Consider the following 15,713-nt stretch of genomic DNA (forward strand, 5'->3'; position numbering starts at 1 on the left):
TCCTTTGCCTGCTGTGGCGTCATGCCGTGGTCCACGGCATAGTTCCTGATGCTCCTGACCGCGTCGTCGAGCGATAGCTCGCAGGTACCCATTTCAGGACGCCTCCGCCCTGGCCGTGGGCGGTGGCGTGCCGACCAGCTGCAGGATGGCAACGCCGGTGTTGTAGCTAACCGCGTGTTTTCCAGCCTTCACGCGGTTGATCGTGCTCTGGTTGCACCCGACCTCGTTGGCGATCTGGAGCTCAGTCCAGCCGGCTTCCCGGAGGGCCTTCACTGCTACTTGCAATTCGTTGAGCTGGTCCATAGACTGCGAATCTATGCACACTTGCATAACTCGTCAAGCGTTTTTTGCATACCCGCTTCGTGCAAATTTGCATGAACATGGGGGGTATGAGCTATCTGCAATCGAATCTGAGGAACTTCATCGCCGCCAGAAAGACATCGCAGAACGCGGTGGCGCTTGAGGCTGGCATTTCCCAAAGCACGCTTAACAGGATCATGGCCCCCGGCGGCACGCGCTTTGCGCGCGACGACACTGTCGAGGCTCTGGCCGTGTGCCTCCATGTCAGTTCCCACGATTTGAAATACGTCGACCTGTTCGCCGAGGGCGGTGAAGTATTGCCGAGCTCGGCCGATACCGATTCTCAGGCGACCGGTCCTGGCGTTCGAATCCTCGCAGCCACGGAGTTTCCTCGAGGCTCTGCGTCTCGACTTAGCCCCATTGGCATGGCTCAGAACGTCATGGTGTCGCGAGCCTGGCTTTCGCTCCAGACGGACGCGCCAGCGAAGAACGTTCGGTATGCGTTCGCCATCGATGACTCCATGCAGGGAGAGATCGAAAAAGGCGATACGGTTTTCATCGACACGTCGGTGCAGACTGTCGAGACCGAGGGCGTTTATGCCTTCACGTACTTCAATGTGCCTCATATCAAGCACGGCCAGGTGCTTGGTGAGAACAGCCTTAGATTCACGGGGACAAGGCCGTCGTTGAACTCGATTCCGGTTGAGGGGGATCAGCTCAAAGGTCTTGTGATCATAGGGAAAGTTTTCGCCTCGCTGAGCACAAAGCGCTTTTAGCGCGCGCTGCGATGAGCGGAGGGGATTCGGAAGGGCGTATGCGTTTTAAGGAGATTGGCCTGTTTGCCGGGCTCGGTTGTGCATACGGTTTCTTGTTCTGGGGGCTTCGTACTGTCACTCCGCTCGACTTCAATCTAGCCATTGGCCTGCGTTTCGCAGCGCTGATGCTGCTCCCTCGCCGCCTATGGCCTGTGCTTCTGGCCGGTGAATGGGCGGCGATCCTGAAATGGGCGACGGACGACGACTTCTCCAGTCACCTGTCCCGCCTTTGGGTTGTAGTTGGCACGTTCTTCCCGTTCTTCGGCGGCTGGGCGCCGGTGACGTTTCTGCGCCGCAAGATCCCCGACATGGATCTGAGCCGCCCAGGCCATATGGGAGCGTTCCTCGGGGCAGCGTTCGCCGGCGCGCTATGCAGCGCGGCCATCAGCCTAATCTCCGTGCTCGCTATGGGCGTGTCGGAAAAGGAAGTGGGCTATCCCCTTCCCACCCTCTACCTCATGTACCTGACGGGTGCTTTCCTGGGCATCATCACCGTCGCGCCATTCGTGCGCGCCGTGGCGCGCTGGTGGATCGAACGCAGATATATTTCCAGCGCCACGTATGGCTGGCCGTTCGGCGCCGCCGCGATCTATCTGCTCTGTGGCCTTATCGCCCTGCGCCACATCCATGGCGACTGGCTTACCGTGGGTCGCTGCCTCTTGTTCGCGCCCCTCATAGTGATGCCGATCTTGCGTGGCTGGCCCGGAGCCGCCGTCGCCGGCCTAGCCTGCAGTGCCGCCGTCCACCTGACCCAGCGGACCGACCTGGAACATGATCTGCTTGCCATCCAGGACGTCGCCGCCGTGGCCACCGCTGGCGCGCTGATCATTGGCGCGTACATCAGCATCCAGAAGGTTCGCGACGCCATTGCGATCGAGCGAGAGATCAAGCTCAACAAGATGGTGCGCCGCCTCACCTCGTCCGTGGAGAGCCAGTTCCGCTATAGCGCCTCGATCATCGAGGCCATCCGCAACTACATGCACGAGACGGAGATCAAGGTGGCGAACGGTGGCGATCGCGCGGACATGACGGCCGAATACTGGCGCCTGATGTCCTTCATCCGTACCGACCTGCGCCTGCTGCAGGAAGTGTTCCACCCTGACCTATTGGACGTGTACGGCATGGGTCCGGCCATCGCCTCTGGGCCCATCCATAACGCGCTGCTCCACGCTGATGTGGCGTACGACCATCACATCCCGGAGAACACGAGCAAGCTCTCGCGCCAGCTCCAGATGTCCATCTACCGACTGGCGTACGAGAGTGTCTCGTTGATCCTCAATTCCCGCACGCCGGAAAGAATCATGCTCCGCGTGCGCACCGGCAGGTCGCAGAATGGCCGGGCCTATGCCGCCCTGACTGTGCGCTCGTATATCTCGGTGAAGGGAAAGGGGCGCCCTGCCACGCCAATGCAGAGCACGGGCCTCGGTATAGAAGGCATCTGCATGCTTGCCGAGAGCTTCTCAGGTCAAGCCAGGTACAACATCGAGGCCGAGAGGATGACCATGGTGCTGTTCGATGATCCGGCCGTGGACATCGACAACATCCACGGCCGGTCACATGTTTCGGTGCTACTACCGCGCATTCGTGATCAGGACAAATACGCCGTCAACTGCTGAACTTACTGCGCGTTGATCTTGCCGCAGTCGGGAACGCTGGTGCATCCGCTCGCCGCCGACGCAGCCATTGGCGTGGCCGTCAGGCCTTGGGGCGAAGCGGTCACCAGCGTATTCGCATCCGAATAGACCACCGTTCCGGTCGTCGGCGCCGCCGATGCGGCCTGCACCTCTCCGGTGCCAAGCGGCAGCGGGATCACGACGCCGGGCGCCGCAGCCACACCGCCGCGCACCACGCCGTTGAGGTCGTTCACCTGGACGTACTTCAGCCCGTTGAGCGAGAACACGTACACGTGCCAGCTCGGGCTCTGGCTGACGTCCTGCGCGTTCGGCCACGCCTGGCCCATGCCGGTCGCCGGCGCCGCGGTCTGTGCCACTACCGCGCCCGCCGCGGTCATCGCCACGACGGCCATCAGTGCGATGCAAAGCAACTTCTTGAAAACCATATTCCGCTCCTTCTGAAGGGGTACAGCAAAGCCGAATGCCGCGCGGCAACTGGAACACTTTGCGTCGCCAATTTCATGAACGCAAACTGAACACTTAACCCGGCGCAAGCAATTTCATCCGCATTTGCATCATGCATGCTTGCATAGCTGTGCATTTCTATGCATAGTTGCATACACCTGCAAACGGGGGTATGCATGAACGTCGCACTTCTTCGAGCACCAGTCGAGCGTACAAAGCCGGCCACCGGTGTTCTGCGCACGAACACACGCCGCAAGAGCAAAAGCGTCGTGCATCTGGGCCCGAGCCCGACCTTCAAGGCGCTCGTGTTCTGCCTGGGCTGGGCCGGTGCCCTGCTGGTGTGGGTCGGTCGCATGGCGGGGCTGCTATGAACGGGCGCCTCCAGCTTCCAGCCAGCGTCGGCATGCCGCGCCAGCTCATCATCTTCAAGTCCGCGCAGACGTGGACGGTCAGCCTCCACCTGCTTGACTGCCATTTCGCGGCCGTGTTCGCCGCCAGCGAACGCCTTCGCCTCGACTGGAGCAACAGCATGCCTGTGCTGTGGGTCGGCGATACCGCCTTCGACCTGGTCGGCGACGAACCCGAGCAGATCTCGCGCTTCACTGGCATGCCTTTACCCCTCAAGCCGGCGGCGGCGGGGGTACTCCCTCCCTGTCCCGCTCCTGCTGTCGCCGGCCCCTCTTCGGAGGTGCGAGCATGAGCACCATTACAACGATGGAGATGGCGCTCGATCAGATCGACAACGAGCGCGCGGTCCTGGCGAAATCGTTGGAACTGACGGTCATCCATAAGTTAACCCGCATCGAGCAAGTCGCGGTCGTTCTGCGCAAGCACGACGAGATGCGCGATGCAGTCGCCGCGTTGGTCGAAGTCGCCGGACGGACGATCCCGTTCCTGCGCGACGAAGCCGCCAAGTACGAAGACGACGGTTCAAACGAACCGCTGGAGATCGCGCGCGACCTCGAAGCGCTCCTCAAGCACGCAGGGGGTGTCGAGTGAGCAACGAGCTGGCGTACTTCAATGCGCTCAAGCGCATCGCCGCATTTCAGTCCCCGGACAAGCTTCGTCGAAACGCGGAGCGCCAGTATGGGCTCCAAGGCGAGGAAGCCATTGAAATGGCATACGAGAACGTCTTGGCAGCGGCCAAGGCGGCCATTCGCGGAAAGCGCGCGCCGAAGGTTCAAGGCGGTGAAGCATGAGCGGCCTCTGCGACCTGGCCGAACTCGACTGCACCGACGCCGAGAAGATCGCCCTCGCCTTCGACCTGTGCAGCCTCCTTCGCATCGTTCCCCTTTCGCTGGCCGCGGCGGAGCCGTCACCCCCTTGCGGTGATGCCGTGGCCAGCTCCCTTTCCATGGAGCAGATGGCATGAGCGTACCCATGACGGTCGCCGCGACCATTCGCGGCCGTGCAGCTTTCGACGAAGTGCGCGCGCTGTTCGACCAGCTCTATCTGATCGATTCGGATATTGCCCACCTGGACGAAAACCTGGTTCCGGACGACGGCATTACCGAATACCGGCTTACCGAGGCTGAGCTCCGGCACGCCCTCCAAAACCGCCGCGACGCCGTGCTGAACAAGCTCGAAAACAAGGGCATCCGCATTGCGCCGGACCCTGCACCGGTAGCGCCCGCAATGGCTGTCATCGAGACCGGCGTTATGCAGGTGCCAGGAGATGCCGTTCTCTTCCATACCGACATTCCACAAGGGGAAGCCTCCTGATGTTTGGACGTAAGCGCCAGATCGAAGTCATGCGCCAGGCGTTGCTCTACTACGCCAACCGCGACACCTACCGCCGGAAGGGGAAGCACCCCAAGGGTACACCGGTGCGCTACAAGCACGCGCCCATCGTCGACGACCACGGGTCTACGGCACGCCTCGCGCTGCGCCGCGTCGAAAGCATGGCGACGTTCCGCTGGTTCCGGCGCAGGCCTGTCGACCTTGGTTCGCTCACGCTGCCCAAGCCGCTCGCCACCAGCGACGAATCCTGATCCATCCGTTTTGCAGTCGCGCGGCGACGCCGCGTTCCTTTCCTCGTCGGAGTAACCCATGAAACAGGAAAAGCTGTTCGACCTGTTCGGTGAACTCGACGCCGGCGTGTTCCTCAACAAGGTCGCACGCGGCCTCGCTGATGTGGCACTCGGCGCCGTCACCACCAACAAACCGGGCAAGGTCATCTTGACCTTCGACCTGAAGCAGATCGGCACCAGCAACCAGGTGCACATCAAGCACGCCATCAAGATGATCAAGCCGACACCGAACGGCAAGGTCACCGAAGAGAACAGCACCGAGACGCCCGTATATGTCGGCGTCGGCGGCACGCTGAGCGCGCTCCCCGAAAAGCAGGAGCCGCTGTTCAAGGGTTCCGACGCACCGGCGAAGGAATAAGCCGCCATGGAAAACATCGAACTGATCCAGAACACGGCCGTCGAAGCCGCGGGCAAGCGCCTGCTATCGGCAACCAACCTACCGCGCGCGGTCATCGTTGACGGCGACCAGGAAGTGAAGTCGCTGGAGCACCTCCAGCCTGGTCGCCATCGCTTCCGCGGCCAGATGACCACCAACGTGATGGCTGACTTCTGCGCCTACGTGAAGGGGGTCGCCGGCGACAAGGCCGTCCCGGGCTTCGTGAACGTCCAGGGCATGACTGCCAAGGTGTTCTTCAACCTGGGTTCGGAGACAGCGCCGGGCCATGGCGACTGGACGGCAACGCTCGGGCTGCAGCCCACCGCCGCCTACAAGGCACTTCAGGAAGCGGCGGGCCGCCGCTTCGACCAGGCTGGTCTCATCGACTGGATCGAGGACTGGAACGATGTGCTGGTCGCCGACTTCACCGAAGGCAATGCGTCCCTGACCCGCGCGATCGCCGCTGTGCGCAAGCTGAAGATCAGCACGAAGAGCGAAGCCACGCACACCACACAGGACTTCAGCGCCAGCCGCAGCGCGCTGGAAGAGGTCGAGGCCTCGGGTGCCGATGTGCTGCCGGTCGGGTTCCGGCTGGCGACCGAGCCGTATGACGGGCTGACCTCGCGCAGCTTCTCGCTGAAGCTGTCCGTGCTCACGGGCGGCGACAAGCCGGCCCTCACCCTGCGCTGGCTCCGGAAGGAGCAGCAGCTCGAACAGATCGCGCGCGAGTTCAAGAGCGTGCTGGTGGAGCAGCTGGGACCGTCGGCCACGCTGGCCATCGGCGCCTTCGAACTCGGCAAGTAACGAATCGCCCACGCTGGGCAGCCGACGCCGGCGGGATATCCGGCCAGCCACACACCGAGGAGAGACGGTCGCTCTGCGCCAAAGCAAAACCGGCAACTTGATCCGGGGAGCGGAGGAGAACGTATCGACGCGGGACACGTAACCCGCACCTTTCAACCAACCGGAGCATCCACATGGATCGCGAGTTCAAGTTCAACCTCGACCAGCGCGTCACGATCACCGAGAGCGGCGAAAGCGGAGACGTGATCGGCCGCGCCGAGTACAGCAAGTCCGAGAACCACTACTTCATCCGCTACAAGGCCGGCGACGGCCGTGCCACGCAGGACTGGTGGGGTGAATCGGCCCTGCACGCTGCGTAAGCCTCCCCGCCCTGTGGAGTAGCACAGGGCACAAAGAAGCCCGCTGCAGAGCCTGCCGGTGTAGGCGCCAAGGTTCATTGGCCTTGGAAAACGTGCGGTTCGAATCCCTCCAGCGGGCTTCTTTGTACGAATGAGCCGGCAACGCCGGCAAAGGAACAAGGCCAGGCCATGGGACTGCTCACCTCACTCAACCGCCAGCAGCGCCGCGCAGCGATCAAGCAGCTGCAGGCGGACAATGCGAAGCAGCCAGTGACCATGACCGCCATCGACCTGGCGAACTGGCCGAAAAAGCTACCGCCTGGGCTCGAATATGCGTGGCGCTCGCGCACGTTCTTGGCGCAGCTCTATCGCGAGCCGAACGGCCTACGACTCAGCGTCAACCGCTCCACCACCATGGGCGATCGCTGGGACGAGAACATCACCTGGGACGAACTCATGCGCGTGAAGGCTGAGTGCGGTTTCGGCGGCTACTGGGCCGTCGAGGTCTTCCCGCCGGAACAGCACGTCGTCAACGTCGCCAACATGCGCCACCTGTGGCTTCTGGACGCGGCGCCGGACTTCGCCTGGAAGCGCGTCGCATGACCGACATCCTCTACCTCTGCCAGCGAGCACGCGCCAGCACCCGTTGCGGTGCCGCGATCGATGGAGCCCTGCGCCATGCGCGCCAGGCGCAGCTGGAGGCCAAAGCGGCAGGCCTGCGCCCTAAGGACGCCTCTTCCATCGATCGCGCCATCCGCGAGCTGGAAGACGCCCTCACCGGTACCGAGAACCACCGACAGCGCCTTCTCAGGAAGGCTGACAGAAAGGACAAGGGGGAGTGATGGGAAGGCTTGCTCTATCGATGATTCCAACTGCCTACCGACTCAACGGCTTGGCTACGGCTTCCACCGACGAGGCGCTCCGAATCGTTGCAAAGCACCTCGATCTGCCGATGGAGGATTCCGAGACCGTGGACTTCCTGCGCCACGCCTTCGCGTCGGCCGAAACCGAGATCCGGCTTGAAGAGGCCAAGCAACGTGTGGCGCGACTGAAGGAGAGCAGCAATGACTGACCAGCGAATCCGCTGCGTGAGGATCGAAACCGACGGCACCTACATCGTTGGGCCGCTCGCCGAACTTCATACCCTGCTCGACAGCGTGCTTCCCCATGAGGACGACATCGAGGACAGCGAGACCGTCACTCTCACCTTTCCGCTCATGACGCTCGCCGAACTGGACGCCCTGCCGGAGTTCGAGGGATGAACGACCAGCTGAAGGCCTGCCCGTTCTGCGGTGGCCAAGCCAACATCATCGAAGCCGAAGACGTCGACGGTCGTTTCGCGGCCGTCGGCTGCTCGAAGTGCGGATGCGGCTCTCGGCAGCATTACTTCCTCGGCGATGACGCTCGCCAGCAGGTTACATCCGCCTGGAACACTCGCGCGCAGGCCGAGGACGGAGCTGCGGTTCGGCTGCCTGTTCCCTTCTCTATCGACACGCGCCACAAGAACGAAGGGTTCGTGACGCTCGGATTCAGTGACAGGGAAACGCGCGACCGCTTCATCAAGGCGATCCAGTCGCATCATACGCCCCTCTACACCCACCCGCCCCGCGCCCAAGAGGCTGGGGAGGATGCGAGGGATGCGGCTCGCTACAACTACCTGCTCGACTGCGAAGTCATCGCCGCACGCGAATACCTCCCCAACCTGGATGCCGATGCGTTCAAGGCATCGCGCCGTGCAAAGCATGACAGCGCGATAGCCGCCCTATCCGCCCAGCGCGGGGAGGCTGAGTCATGAGCATGTTTGATCGACCTGGCGCTATGGCCGCAGCCAAAGAATGGAACGCCGCGCGCGAGGCAGAGTCGGCTGCACAGCTTGAATACGATGCGGCACGGGAAAAGCACTGGGCTGCTCTCGTGCGCATGGCCAACGCGCATAAAAGCGCTGTCGAGACCGTCGGCCCAGAGTACGCAGACGTCTTTCTCTGGATCGATGAGCTGCACGGCAAGCGCGATCAGATTCTCGCCTCAACCGCCATCGCCAAATCCACGGAGGCCGCCAATGGGTGAGCCGATCACCTACGGGTCAGTGTGCAGCGGCATCGAGGCCGTGACGGTGGCCATGGAGCCCGAGGGCTGGCGCGCGGACTGGTTCGCTGAGATTGAGCCATTCCCGTGCAGCGTGCTCGCTCACCACTACCCTGCTGTTCCGAACCTTGGTGACATGACCACCATCGCCTTGCGCGTGCTCAAGGGCGACGTCCGTGCCCCCGACGTGCTGGTCGGCGGTACGCCCTGCCAGGCGTTCAGCGTGGCCGGCACCCGCAACTCCCTGGCCGACGAGCGCGGCAACCTGACACTGCGATACGTGGAGCTGGCGAATGCAATTGACGATGTTCGAACCGCTGCAGGAAATCCTGCAGCCGTCATCTGGTGGGAAAACGTCCCCGGAGTCCTCAGCACGAAAGACAATGCCTTCGGGTGCTTTCTGGCTGGGCTTGCCGGCTCCGATGGTGCTCTGGAACCACCAGTCGAACGGCCGGCCGTCGGCAAGTCCAGTCGATACTGGAAGTGGGACAAGGAGCGGAAGGAACACGTCCCGGCGTGGGCAAACGTTGGTGCTGTTTATGGACCCCGCCGCGCAATCGCTTGGCGGACCTTGGACGCCCAATATTTCGGACTGGCCCAACGACGCCGCCGTGTGTTCGTTGTCGCAAGTGCTCGAGACGGGTTCGATCCCGCAACGGTACTTCTTGAGTGGGACCGCATGCGCCGGGATTCTGCGCCGCGCCGCCAAGAGGGGCAAGGCACTGCCGCCAGCCTTACAGCAAGCGCTGGTCACCATGGCCACAGCAGTCCCAGGGGCGACGGAAGCGACAACCTGATTGCTGGGACGCTTGCCGGTGGTGGCCGGGCGAACGGTGGCTACAGCTATGACGATGTCCCTCTGGTGAGCGGCACGCTGCAGGCGAGCGGAAAGGCAGCGGGTAGTGCAACCCAACAGGATGCAGAAGCCGGCATGCTGGTGGCTTTCTCGTGCAAAGACTATGGCGCCGACGCCGGCAATCTGGCCCCAACGCTTCGCGCCATGGGTCATCAAGGTAGCCATCCGAACGCCGGAGGCCAGATTGCCGTCGCATTCCAAAGTAGCCAATCGGGAATGCGTGTTCAGGACACCCACGCAACGCTCGATGCCAATAACGGGTCGAGGCGCCATAACGGCATAGCCGATAGTTCGGGCGTGCGCCGCCTCACTCCGCGCGAGTGCGAACGCCTGCAGGGCTTCCCTGACGACTACACCCTGATCGAGGTGCGCGGTAAGCCCGCCGCTGACGGACCGCGCTACAAGGCCCTCGGCAACAGCATGGCCACCAACGTCATTCGATGGATAGGGCTGCGTATCACCGCTGCCCTAACCCTGAACAGCGTCATGGAGGCGGCGTGATGTCAGCCTTGCATGGCCAGAGCTTGGCGCCGTCCATCGAGCTTGGCTGCCTTGTCGGCTTGATGCTCATCGGGAAAGTTCGCCGTGATTCCCTCGAGCAGAGGCCTTATCTCGGCGTTCTTTTCCAAGTCCGGGCGCACATCGTAGATGAACCATCGCCCGTACCACTCTTCGCTCTCTCGGGACACGGGAAGCGTGACTGTAGATACCCACAAATGACCAACCGGCATGGGGAACGACATGCGTGACACTCCCATCCTGATGAATGGCCCCATGTTCGGCCTGGGCGCCGCGGTGCGCAAGCTACAGGGAACGCGCCACCAGGCTTGCCACCGTGCGCGCCATGCCAATGGCCAGGTCTTCGGTCTTCTGCAGGTCGGTGTCGCCGTATCGCAGCGGCATCGAGCCAAGGTCCAGCGGCGCCTGGTAGATGGCCCAGGTCCCGACCCAGCCGTCCACCTTCGGCAGTTCCACCTTCGCAGCGGTCAGGCGCACAACAAACCTTCCAAGTTGAAACTCACGACGAGTGGGGACAGCCATGCGTGAACGACCCATCATCTTCAGTGGCCCCATGGTCCGCGCTGTGCTCGAAGGGCGCAAGACGGTGACGCGGCGGATCGTGAAGCACATCCCATGGCTTCCCGGCAGAAATCCTCACTTCAGCCAAGCCATGCCGTTTGTAAACGCGGGTGAATGGCGCATTGCCGGAAGCGAGGAAATGACCCATGGATTTCGCTGCCCCTATGGACAGCCAGGCGACCGGCTGTGGGTGCGCGAGACCTTCAAGCCGATCGCCAGCGGCGAAGTGAAGAACGGTTACGGCGAGGTCCGGTACGGCTATGCCTACCAGGCTGATAGCTCCAGGCGATGGAATGCGCGACCGACCACCATCCATGACCTTACTGGACAGCCATCAAAAGGCCCCATGCAATTCCAGCAGCGGCCATGGCGGTCGCCTGCGACGATGCCTCATCGCGCCAGCCGCATCACCCTGGAGGTGACCGGCGTGCGCGTGGAGAGACTGCAGGCCATCGACCGCGCAGGCGCTCTTGCAGAAGGCATCGTGGACATGAGCACGCCATCGCACACGGCTTTCGGCGTGCCAGGCGCCTCGCTCGCGCAGCACCCCGTTCGGGCCTTCCAGCTCTTGTGGGATTCGATCAACGGCGCCGGCAGCTGGGACGCCAACCCGTGGGTCTGGGCCATCGAGTTCCGACGCATTGAGCAGGAGAGGAAGGCAGCATGACGCTCCGCCACGTCACTATCAGCAAGTTTTCCAAGGAATCGGGCTATACCGAGAACGCCATCCGCATGAAGATCAAGAACGGTGTATGGTTGGAAGGTATCGTCTGGATTAAGTCGCCGGATGGGCGCGTGCTCATCGACATCGAGGGATACGAGAAATGGGTCGCCGGTCAGCAGGTGTCCGCGCTGCAACGCAGCGCAGCATAGAAATCGACTTCTACTACAAGGGGGCCCGCTGTCGCGAGCGCCTGAAGCTCCCGCCCACGGGTGCGAACCTCAAGTTCGCAGCCAACCTGAAAGCCCAGGTCGAAGCGGAGATCGCACGAGGGTCCTTCGACTATGCCAAGTTCTTCCCGGACAGCAAACGCGCCGTCACGCTCAGCCGACTGCCTGGCGCGGCCCTGACCATCGAGAAGGCGCTGGAATCTTGGCTGGCCGGCATGAAGAGCCAGATTGAGCACACCACATACCGGGACTACGACCTCGCCATCCAACGGGTATGGGTGCCCGCCTTCGGTGCCAAGCGCCTCACCGAGCTGACGCGCGGCGACCTCAAAGAGTGGGTGTCGGCGCAGACCTGCGGACTGAAGAGGATCCGCAATCTGCTTCTCCCCATGCGCGGCCTGTTCGCCCAAGCCATGGAGGACGAGCAGATCACCGCCAATCCCTTCATCGGATGGACGCCGCGCAAGATCGAGCCTCCGAAGGAATCCGACGACGTCGATCCCTTCACGCCCGCTGAGGTTGCGGCCATCCTCGATGCGAGCGAAGGCCAGATCCGCAACCTATTCCAGTTCGGATTCTGGACCGGACTGCGCACGAGCGAACTGATCGCCCTTCGTTGGGAGGACGTCGACCTGGTGCACGGCACCATCAGCGTGCGGAGAGCCAAGGTCCGCAAGAAGGTTAAAGCGCCGAAGACAAAGGCGGGTCGCCGCACCATGACGCTCCTGGAGCCGGCCCTTCAGGCTTTGCGCGACCAGCGCCAGCACACCCAGACCGCCGGCGAAGAGGTCTTTACAAATCCACGCACTGGCGAGCCATGGCTCCACGATGGGCCGATACGAAAGACCGCCTGGCACCCAGCGCTGCGGCGCGCAGGCGTGCGCTACCGCTACCCCTACCAGATGCGCCACACGTTCGCCTCGACGCTCCTCAGCGCAGGAGAGAACCCAGTATGGGTCGCCTCGCTGATGGGCCATAAGGACTGGACCATGATTGTTCGAACGTATGGTCGCTGGATACCATCGGTGGCGCCGGATGCCGGGCAGAAGGTCGCATCCCTTTGGGCGTCCGCATCGGATACTCCGTCAACCACCCTAACAAGGAAGAAAGCATGAGCCTCAGCACCCTCAGCCACGACCAAATGGCAGCAATTCTGTTCCGAGGCGGAAGCCTCAAAATCGACGGACGACAGCTGCGAATGACTTCGCTCCATTCTTTGGCCGCCACTGCGAAGAACGGCGGGGCGCGACTCACCATCACGGGTATGGGCGCGGCCAGTGCGAGCGATCTGGAGGACCTTGCCGCCGCTGGCAGCGGTGCGGTTGCTTTCGAGGACTGAAACGGTCAGTTTCTGGTCAGCGCACCAGCGCTAGCCCTTGGTATGTCCCAAAGAGCGCGGGTTCGACTCCCGCCACCTCCACCAACTCAACGTCCACGGACGTTCCAAGAAGGCCGGAATCCCAAGCAACACCAAGGGTTCCGGCCTTTTTCTTTGTCCGCAACCGTCCCAAGAGATTCCTTGAAAGCCGGGGGCAACTGGGGGCAAGATCGGGGGCAACAACCTACCCTCCCTCCTTGCCAATCCAATTTCTAGACCGTAACGGGCAGCCTCTGCATCGTCGAACCTCGAAGTTGAATCCCATGAGAGCCAAAGACAGTTCGACAAACCAGGGGCTCTAGACGCTGGACAGCACACCCAAGGATGGTGCCGAGAAACTCGGCTTGAAAGAACCCACCTCTTATAAGCCAGCCCTCGCCTTCTCCGAAATATTTCTCGAAATGTATACGTTGCGGTAGGGTTCGGAACATCTATCAAAACTCCTATCAGAATGATAATATCAAATCATCTAGGAGATTTGATAATGAGCGAGATCGTGGGGTACGCCCGAGTCAGCAGCGTCGGCCAATCTCTGGATGTCCAGTTGGACAAGCTGAAGGGAGTCGGCTGCACCCGTATCTATTCTGAAAAGCGATCTGGTAAGCAAGCCGATAACCGCCCTGAGCTTCAGGCATGCCTCCAGTTCCTTCGGGATGGCGATACCTTGGTCATATCCCGGCTGGACCGTATGGCTCGCTCCGTACTGGACTTGGCCAAAATTGCTGAACTGCTAAGGAGAAAGGGCGTCGTCTTGAGGGTGCTTGATCAATCGATCGACACCAGCACCCCTGAGGGGAAACTCATGTTTTCTCTGCTCGCCAGTTTTGCTGAATTCGAGAACGACATTCGAGCGGAGAGGCAGGCGGATGGAATCGCCAAAGCCAAGCAGAAAGGCGTGGCCTTTGGGCGGAAACGTGCGCTGACCGAGGATCAGTGCGTGCGCATTCGTACCCTACGACAAGAGGAAAAGTTCTCAGTAGCGCAGTTGGCCGAACGCTTCAATGTTGGCGTTGCCACGGTCTACCGTGTTCTACGAGAGCCAGCCTGAACCGGCGCTGGACGAAAAGCCCAGCACTTACTTCATCGTCGGCGCGTACAGGGGTTTCAACCTCGCGCGCACCGTTGACAAGCAGAGGACCTGTTGGGCTCCCACAGGAACATCCGGTGGCGAAGTCGCCGCGATAGTGCGGAACGAGTGGCGTGCGCATCCTGAGGATTACAACGACGTGGCCGCGGAGGTCGGCATCGGCATGGTGATCTGCAAGCTATGGCAATCCCCTTCGGGCGCTCGAACAATCCACCCTCGCAAGCCCGACAGCAAAGAGGATGGGGGCAATTAGTTTGATGGCGAGCCACATCTCGTCACTGAAAAGTGGCCGGGTAGTTTTTTCATATCTACAAGCCACGCCATTTCGCACAACTCCAAAACGCCGTTGAAGCTCGCCAGAAACAAGGCGATCCAACTGCGCAGCCATACGAGATCATCCACGTGAAGCCATCGATAAAAAGGACTTTGATCACGCTCGCTGGTCTGCTTCTTGCGGCCTGCCACGGCGGGCCGCCGTCGGGCCGAGAGTTGGAAGGCAGGCTTCGCGTGGCTCTGCGCAGCTGGACCCCGGACCCGCAAAGCGCACAGTTCCGCAATATTTACCGTGGCAAGGTCATCAAGGGCATGGCCAATATATGCGGAGAGTTGAGCACCAAGGATACGCATGGCTCCTACACCGGCTATCGAACATTCCAGGCCGTCTGGATAGAAGAGCCACGGGCTGCGCCAGGCAAGCAAGAGCTCCGGGTGATGCTGATCGATAGCGACGGCCGCGATGACGCGAAGATGATCTGCACCATCGACCGGCTGGTCGAGGAAAGAGGACAGATTTAGTGATTTTCCTGTCAGGCACAGGGAAACACCGACGCAGGGTTCGCGTCGTTGCGTGTAAGGGATGCCTTAGCCCCGCCCGTGATCGCCCTGAGGTGTGGCGCATCGACCCGTGAGCCGATGCGCCACGGGACGATCAACGGACGGGGTTTAAGCGGCTACGGCGCACCGTTGGAATGGCGCGCCGGCGGATAGCTCGATGCAGTGCACGGCAATATCGAGCGCCGCCGACACTTCACTCGTCAACGACTCGATGGGTTCGCCCGGCATGCCCGTGATGACCAGCCATTCACGCTGTTCCAGGCGATCACGCAGGTACGTGAGCACGCGGAGCGCCGTGGTTTGCGGGTCATACGGGGGTGTCGGAACAAACCCGGGAAGGTTCGGGTCGTGCGGTGAAGGCGCTTGGCTGCCGTCGCGAGGTAACGACGGGCGTAGCCCTGCCTTATGATCGTGGGTAGCCAAGATCAACTCCTCAGGTTGGTTTTGGTTAGCGGGTCGTCGGTGTTGCTGCACCGGCGGCTCGCGACTCACGGCATCAACTGCCGTGGTCACCCGCGTAGCCCTGAACGACGGCGCGGGTGACGCAGACAGAGTACGCCCAAGCCCAGCAAAGAGGCACGTCGGGCGAGCGCTCGACGCGCATGGGGCGAGCGCCTACGGCGTGTCCGTGCAGGCTGCATGGCGACGAAACCGATATGCACACACGAAGGATGGCCGGGCTTACGCCGCACGGTCAGTGCGCGCAAAAAAAGGCCCCGCACAAGGCGGGGCCGGTTTGTCGGATTCGGCGGACGGCGTCT

At 62.0% G+C, this 15,713-nt stretch carries 30 protein-coding genes; 25 read left to right on the plus strand and 5 right to left on the minus strand.

Features of this window, described 5'->3' with window-relative positions; translation table 11 throughout:
- Nucleotides 1-93: 93 nt before the first annotated feature.
- Nucleotides 94-303, minus strand: a complete 210-nt coding sequence (locus tag BDW41_RS04930) for a helix-turn-helix transcriptional regulator (RefSeq protein ID WP_146217306.1) — start codon at nucleotides 301-303, stop codon at nucleotides 94-96.
- An 86-nt stretch (nucleotides 304-389) separates the two neighbouring features.
- Between BDW41_RS04930 and BDW41_RS04935 the strand changes: the two genes are divergently transcribed.
- Nucleotides 390-1,076, plus strand: a complete 687-nt coding sequence (locus BDW41_RS04935; RefSeq protein WP_074546921.1) for a LexA family transcriptional regulator — start codon at nucleotides 390-392, stop codon at nucleotides 1,074-1,076.
- A 38-nt stretch (nucleotides 1,077-1,114) separates the two neighbouring features.
- Nucleotides 1,115-2,731 carry an MASE1 domain-containing protein gene (locus tag BDW41_RS04940; protein WP_074546922.1) on the plus strand — a complete coding sequence of 539 codons (1,617 nt, stop codon included), beginning with the start codon at nucleotides 1,115-1,117 and terminating at the stop codon, nucleotides 2,729-2,731.
- A gap of 2 nt (nucleotides 2,732-2,733) precedes the next feature.
- Here BDW41_RS04940 and BDW41_RS04945 read toward each other — a convergent pair whose 3' ends face one another.
- Nucleotides 2,734-3,174 carry a hypothetical protein gene (locus tag BDW41_RS04945; protein WP_110301531.1) on the minus strand — a complete coding sequence of 147 codons (441 nt, stop codon included), beginning with the start codon at nucleotides 3,172-3,174 and terminating at the stop codon, nucleotides 2,734-2,736.
- 195 nt (nucleotides 3,175-3,369) lie between these two features.
- On the opposite strand from BDW41_RS04945, the gene BDW41_RS22950 reads away from it, so the two are divergent.
- From BDW41_RS22950 to BDW41_RS05020, 17 genes are all read left to right on the plus strand, one after another.
- On the plus strand, nucleotides 3,370-3,564 hold the full coding sequence (locus BDW41_RS22950; RefSeq protein WP_146217307.1) for a hypothetical protein: 195 nt from the start codon (nucleotides 3,370-3,372) through the stop codon (nucleotides 3,562-3,564).
- Entirely contained in the window at nucleotides 3,561-3,893 is a 333-nt protein-coding gene (locus tag BDW41_RS04950) for a hypothetical protein (RefSeq protein ID WP_074546923.1), read from the plus strand. Before BDW41_RS22950 ends, BDW41_RS04950 begins: the two co-directional genes overlap by 4 nt.
- Nucleotides 3,890-4,192, plus strand: a complete 303-nt coding sequence (locus tag BDW41_RS04955; protein ID WP_146217308.1) for a hypothetical protein — start codon at nucleotides 3,890-3,892, stop codon at nucleotides 4,190-4,192. Before BDW41_RS04950 ends, BDW41_RS04955 begins: the two co-directional genes overlap by 4 nt.
- Entirely contained in the window at nucleotides 4,189-4,392 is a 204-nt protein-coding gene (locus BDW41_RS04960; RefSeq protein ID WP_074546925.1) for a hypothetical protein, read from the plus strand. The genes BDW41_RS04955 and BDW41_RS04960 overlap by 4 nt, the downstream gene beginning before the upstream one ends.
- Nucleotides 4,389-4,565 carry a hypothetical protein gene (locus BDW41_RS23340; RefSeq protein WP_158536979.1) on the plus strand — a complete coding sequence of 59 codons (177 nt, stop codon included), beginning with the start codon at nucleotides 4,389-4,391 and terminating at the stop codon, nucleotides 4,563-4,565. The genes BDW41_RS04960 and BDW41_RS23340 overlap by 4 nt, the downstream gene beginning before the upstream one ends.
- Entirely contained in the window at nucleotides 4,562-4,915 is a 354-nt protein-coding gene (locus tag BDW41_RS04965; protein ID WP_074546926.1) for a hypothetical protein, read from the plus strand. The genes BDW41_RS23340 and BDW41_RS04965 overlap by 4 nt, the downstream gene beginning before the upstream one ends.
- Nucleotides 4,915-5,184 (plus strand): hypothetical protein, encoded by a 270-nt coding sequence (locus BDW41_RS04970; RefSeq protein ID WP_074546927.1) that lies wholly within the window; start codon nucleotides 4,915-4,917, stop codon nucleotides 5,182-5,184. Before BDW41_RS04965 ends, BDW41_RS04970 begins: the two co-directional genes overlap by 1 nt.
- Nucleotides 5,185-5,242: 58 nt before the next feature.
- Complete coding sequence (locus tag BDW41_RS04975) at nucleotides 5,243-5,581, plus strand: hypothetical protein (RefSeq protein WP_074546928.1); 339 nt, start codon at nucleotides 5,243-5,245, stop codon at nucleotides 5,579-5,581.
- A 6-nt stretch (nucleotides 5,582-5,587) separates the two neighbouring features.
- Nucleotides 5,588-6,403 (plus strand): DUF2303 family protein, encoded by an 816-nt coding sequence (locus BDW41_RS04980; RefSeq protein ID WP_074546929.1) that lies wholly within the window; start codon nucleotides 5,588-5,590, stop codon nucleotides 6,401-6,403.
- A gap of 173 nt (nucleotides 6,404-6,576) precedes the next feature.
- Nucleotides 6,577-6,762, plus strand: a complete 186-nt coding sequence (locus BDW41_RS04985; RefSeq protein WP_074546930.1) for a hypothetical protein — start codon at nucleotides 6,577-6,579, stop codon at nucleotides 6,760-6,762.
- Nucleotides 6,763-6,930: 168 nt separating this feature from the next.
- Nucleotides 6,931-7,344 (plus strand): hypothetical protein, encoded by a 414-nt coding sequence (locus tag BDW41_RS04990; protein ID WP_074546931.1) that lies wholly within the window; start codon nucleotides 6,931-6,933, stop codon nucleotides 7,342-7,344.
- Complete coding sequence (locus BDW41_RS04995; RefSeq protein WP_074546932.1) at nucleotides 7,341-7,583, plus strand: hypothetical protein; 243 nt, start codon at nucleotides 7,341-7,343, stop codon at nucleotides 7,581-7,583. The genes BDW41_RS04990 and BDW41_RS04995 overlap by 4 nt, the downstream gene beginning before the upstream one ends.
- Nucleotides 7,583-7,813 carry a hypothetical protein gene (locus tag BDW41_RS05000; RefSeq protein WP_074546933.1) on the plus strand — a complete coding sequence of 77 codons (231 nt, stop codon included), beginning with the start codon at nucleotides 7,583-7,585 and terminating at the stop codon, nucleotides 7,811-7,813. The genes BDW41_RS04995 and BDW41_RS05000 overlap by 1 nt, the downstream gene beginning before the upstream one ends.
- Nucleotides 7,806-8,003 (plus strand): hypothetical protein, encoded by a 198-nt coding sequence (locus tag BDW41_RS05005; protein ID WP_074546934.1) that lies wholly within the window; start codon nucleotides 7,806-7,808, stop codon nucleotides 8,001-8,003. The genes BDW41_RS05000 and BDW41_RS05005 overlap by 8 nt, the downstream gene beginning before the upstream one ends.
- A complete protein-coding gene (locus tag BDW41_RS05010) occupies nucleotides 8,000-8,536 on the plus strand; it encodes a Lar family restriction alleviation protein (protein WP_074546935.1) in 537 nt (178 codons plus the stop codon). Before BDW41_RS05005 ends, BDW41_RS05010 begins: the two co-directional genes overlap by 4 nt.
- On the plus strand, nucleotides 8,533-8,808 hold the full coding sequence (locus BDW41_RS23345; protein ID WP_074546936.1) for a hypothetical protein: 276 nt from the start codon (nucleotides 8,533-8,535) through the stop codon (nucleotides 8,806-8,808). Before BDW41_RS05010 ends, BDW41_RS23345 begins: the two co-directional genes overlap by 4 nt.
- On the plus strand, nucleotides 8,801-10,183 hold the full coding sequence (locus BDW41_RS05020) for a DNA cytosine methyltransferase (protein ID WP_074546937.1): 1,383 nt from the start codon (nucleotides 8,801-8,803) through the stop codon (nucleotides 10,181-10,183). The genes BDW41_RS23345 and BDW41_RS05020 overlap by 8 nt, the downstream gene beginning before the upstream one ends.
- 2 nt (nucleotides 10,184-10,185) lie before the next feature.
- On the opposite strand, the gene BDW41_RS05025 is transcribed toward BDW41_RS05020, so the two are convergent.
- Both BDW41_RS05025 and BDW41_RS05030 read right to left on the minus strand, forming a co-directional pair.
- Nucleotides 10,186-10,425, minus strand: a complete 240-nt coding sequence (locus BDW41_RS05025; protein WP_074546938.1) for a hypothetical protein — start codon at nucleotides 10,423-10,425, stop codon at nucleotides 10,186-10,188.
- A 61-nt stretch (nucleotides 10,426-10,486) separates the two neighbouring features.
- Nucleotides 10,487-10,678, minus strand: a complete 192-nt coding sequence (locus BDW41_RS05030) for a hypothetical protein (protein WP_074546939.1) — start codon at nucleotides 10,676-10,678, stop codon at nucleotides 10,487-10,489.
- 43 nt (nucleotides 10,679-10,721) lie between these two features.
- Here BDW41_RS05030 and BDW41_RS05035 point away from each other — a divergent pair, with 43 nt between their 5' ends.
- The 6 genes from BDW41_RS05035 to BDW41_RS05065 all read left to right on the plus strand — a co-directional run bounded on the left by BDW41_RS05035 (nucleotide 10,722) and on the right by BDW41_RS05065 (nucleotide 14,913).
- Nucleotides 10,722-11,429, plus strand: coding sequence for a hypothetical protein (locus tag BDW41_RS05035; RefSeq protein WP_074546940.1), 708 nt, complete (start codon nucleotides 10,722-10,724; stop codon nucleotides 11,427-11,429).
- Nucleotides 11,426-11,635 carry a hypothetical protein gene (locus BDW41_RS05040; protein WP_074546941.1) on the plus strand — a complete coding sequence of 70 codons (210 nt, stop codon included), beginning with the start codon at nucleotides 11,426-11,428 and terminating at the stop codon, nucleotides 11,633-11,635. The genes BDW41_RS05035 and BDW41_RS05040 overlap by 4 nt, the downstream gene beginning before the upstream one ends.
- Nucleotides 11,587-12,768 (plus strand): DUF3596 domain-containing protein, encoded by a 1,182-nt coding sequence (locus tag BDW41_RS05045; RefSeq protein WP_074546942.1) that lies wholly within the window; start codon nucleotides 11,587-11,589, stop codon nucleotides 12,766-12,768. Before BDW41_RS05040 ends, BDW41_RS05045 begins: the two co-directional genes overlap by 49 nt.
- Nucleotides 12,765-12,992 (plus strand): hypothetical protein, encoded by a 228-nt coding sequence (locus BDW41_RS05050; RefSeq protein WP_074546943.1) that lies wholly within the window; start codon nucleotides 12,765-12,767, stop codon nucleotides 12,990-12,992. The genes BDW41_RS05045 and BDW41_RS05050 overlap by 4 nt, the downstream gene beginning before the upstream one ends.
- A gap of 523 nt (nucleotides 12,993-13,515) precedes the next feature.
- Nucleotides 13,516-14,079, plus strand: coding sequence for a recombinase family protein (locus BDW41_RS05055; RefSeq protein ID WP_074546944.1), 564 nt, complete (start codon nucleotides 13,516-13,518; stop codon nucleotides 14,077-14,079).
- A gap of 441 nt (nucleotides 14,080-14,520) precedes the next feature.
- Complete coding sequence (locus BDW41_RS05065) at nucleotides 14,521-14,913, plus strand: hypothetical protein (protein ID WP_146217310.1); 393 nt, start codon at nucleotides 14,521-14,523, stop codon at nucleotides 14,911-14,913.
- 147 nt (nucleotides 14,914-15,060) lie between these two features.
- Here BDW41_RS05065 and BDW41_RS23350 read toward each other — a convergent pair whose 3' ends face one another.
- A complete protein-coding gene (locus BDW41_RS23350) occupies nucleotides 15,061-15,237 on the minus strand; it encodes a hypothetical protein (RefSeq protein ID WP_158536980.1) in 177 nt (58 codons plus the stop codon).
- Between the last annotated feature and the right edge of the window lie 476 nt (nucleotides 15,238-15,713).

The organism is Dyella sp. AtDHG13, assembly GCF_003201105.1.
Taxonomy (GTDB): domain Bacteria; phylum Pseudomonadota; class Gammaproteobacteria; order Xanthomonadales; family Rhodanobacteraceae; genus Dyella; species Dyella jiangningensis_B.